Raw genomic sequence first — 2896 nt, forward strand, 5'->3', positions numbered from 1 at the left:
TTTCATCTACTCTGTTATTAAAGGGCATTCTATTGATGGATGGAAGTTGATTAGTGATACTTGGTATTATTATAAGAATAGTAATAAACAAACAGGTTGGCAAAGTATAAATGGCAAATGGTATTATGCTTATAGCTCAGGTGCTTTGGCAGTGAATACGACCGTAGACGGCTATTCTGTCAATTATAATGGCGAATGGGTTCGGTAATGACAGGGAGCTTATAATTATATTAGAACACTCGCTTAATCAAAGAAGTGACTTTGTTGTACTTGACCTGACGATTGGGGAGATTAAAAGCATGTGAAATCTACACATGCTTTTTCGTTAGTTATGAGTGTTGAACTTGACTAACCATTGACAAAAGATAAGAGCAATCAAAATAAGATACAAAAATATCAATGCTAACTGCACCGAAACGCTCGATGCTATGGATAGGGCTAATAGGGAGAGCAGGGACGGGGCGAGAATGTCCACTGTGCTCAGAGCAGAGCCCACCGTCCCCATCTTGTCACTGGGGATATAGGCAAAGACAGCTGCTTGTAGGCGAGGGCTGAGAATGCCGATAATCGTAGAACTGATGAAACTGGTCATGAAAATTACGATATAGGCTTGACAAAGGATACTAGTTATTAGAGCCAATAGGGAAATCTCACAGAAAACCAAGAGGTGCGTGAAACGGATATTTTTAAATAGATTACTGCTGGTCATATTGCCAAGGATAGCTCCACAAGAAATGATGATGGAGAGCAGGGCGAGGAGTTGCCCAATGCTCAGTTGTGCTAGTGTCTGTTGGATGAAGCGGAGGGCAATCAACCGAGGAGACACATCCAAGATGGCAATCATACTGGTCGTCAGAAACAGTAGTATGACGGTATCTTTTAACCTCAGGAGCACAGCCAGCGACTGTTTAAGATGTTGAAAATATTTCTTAAAACTCAGTGCTGTATGTGACATTTCAATCCTTTTTTCAACCTCATACAAGGTATGTCGAATAACATACAGGCCCCAAAAGGCAATGACAAAAGTCAGAGTGTTGATAAGGGAAATAGTTTGAATACTCATAACATTGATAAGGAATGCACCAGCTAGATTGGCGACAATGCGGACAACCCTCATCAGAGACTGCCTGAACCCCATGGCATCATGCAGGTCGTCCTTAATTATACTGATGTAGAGGGCGTTCATCATGTAGGCAGACAGGTAGCTCAAGGTGTCAGAGATAAGGTTGATGATGACAATCATAATGACTGAAACTAATGAAAAGGGCGACAAGACGAGAAATACTGTCAAAATAGCGTAGAGCAGGATTTTGATTTTGGCAATCCAGAGTGCGTGTTTGACTCTATTTTCTTGAAAATCTCCTAGAATTCCGAGAAAGAGTTGCGATAGTAGGGGAACCACCTCTGAAATGGAAATCAGTAAAATCGCTAGCGGAGCGAAATTGTACTGAGCCACATAATTGATAATGGCGAGGTAGAAAATACTGTCGCCGAATGATGAAAAACAGCTGTTTAGCAGCAACTGTCTATATATGTTGTTTGTCCAAAATAATTTCATACTTTTCTCCTTATTTCTGCACATCGAATGGGAATTTATTATTTAATAGACACCAATATACCCCCATGCTTCAAACAAATCTGCTTTACTCCTATCTCCTTGAAACATCAGTAAATCGTGATCATCTCGTTCAGAACATGCTAAAATTACCTGTTGGATTTTTTTCATCAGTAATTTGTTTTGATTGTAGACAGTGGTTTGTAGTAAGCTAGTTATTCCGTGGCAATATCCTGTCATCATTTTTAGATGATGGTTAAAAACAAATTATTGATATTTACTAATAATATCTTTGTTTCCGTCACAATCGTACATACAAAGATATAAGATTATTCCGGAAATTCCTTTGCACCAAGAAAGTTGTAAATTTCCTAAATTTTTAGTATTAGAAGTAATTTTTTCTAATAATTTTTTTAATTCAGTATGGAATGTATGGAGATCATTATAGAACATAGAAGGTTCTAAGACTTTAGAATAGGCAAATAAAGCCTATGCAATTCCACAATATCCATGAGCAAAGCTATAGTCTAAAATGCTTTCTTTGGCTGTATCTCTTTGTAGGAAATAATGCTAAATTTCCCCTATACTATTGTGGATGAAAATTTTAAGAGTATTGTCATTGGTAAATTGATAGTATTTTATTAATGACAATAGGACACCAGATTTTCTCAATGCAAAGTCTATTTCCTCTAGAGTATCATAATTCTCTATTAATTTCTTAGCGGTGACGTTTGCTAATTGTAGATAGTATTGATTTTTACTGATAGAAAATAAATGTAGGAGTAACCATAGATAGCCTGAATCACCAAATAGCAGCGAGTATTGATATTCATATGTGTGTGTCGTTCTAATTGTCACTGCTTTCTTGATGATAGAGAGTATTTTAGAATCCAGTTCTGGGGGGACAATTTATTTAGAGGAAACAGTAGTCCAGCTATTCCGTGTTGGAATGATAAATTACTTACGAAATTTCCAAATTCTGTTGAAGAAGTGATCCTTCCTTCAGAATTTACAGTTTTATCTAGTAAAAATCGTAGAACACTATTACATTCCGTTTTGTAATCATATTTATGTTCCTCTATTTTTTTAATTTTGACTAAATTATTTGTTTGACTTAAATTTAGTAGGTATTGTAACCAAAATAGTTGCTCATCTGTGAGCTGACCTTGAGTATGTGATAGTTCTAGTAATTGAATAGGATCCTTTAGTTAGATTCGATCAATCCATAACATAACAACATTTTTAGGACAACTTGTCAAATATTAGTATATATTTTTACATCTTGAATTGTCAAATTAAGTGCATAACTTTCCCGTAGCATATGTACTGACCCCCAAAAGT

The 2896-nt window shown here is 36.3% G+C and carries 1 protein-coding gene and 2 pseudogenes; 1 reads left to right on the forward strand and 2 read right to left on the reverse strand.

Annotation, left to right across the window (positions count from 1 at the left end; translation table 11 throughout):
• A pseudogene (locus HT708_RS11490) lies at nucleotides 1-208 on the forward strand (choline-binding protein D); the annotation flags it as partial.
• A 117-nt stretch (nucleotides 209-325) separates the two neighbouring features.
• On the opposite strand, the gene HT708_RS11495 reads toward HT708_RS11490, so the two are convergent.
• Both HT708_RS11495 and HT708_RS12080 read right to left on the reverse strand, forming a co-directional pair.
• Nucleotides 326-1558: an MFS transporter gene (locus tag HT708_RS11495; RefSeq protein WP_000765697.1), complete on the reverse strand. Its 1233-nt coding sequence runs from the start codon at nucleotides 1556-1558 to the stop codon at nucleotides 326-328.
• A 517-nt stretch (nucleotides 1559-2075) separates the two neighbouring features.
• Nucleotides 2076-2413, reverse strand: a pseudogene (locus tag HT708_RS12080) (lantibiotic-modifying protein).
• Nucleotides 2414-2896 lie beyond the last annotated feature (483 nt).

The organism is Streptococcus sp. 3613 (genome assembly GCF_013277375.1).
Taxonomy (GTDB): Bacteria; Bacillota; Bacilli; order Lactobacillales; family Streptococcaceae; genus Streptococcus; species Streptococcus pseudopneumoniae.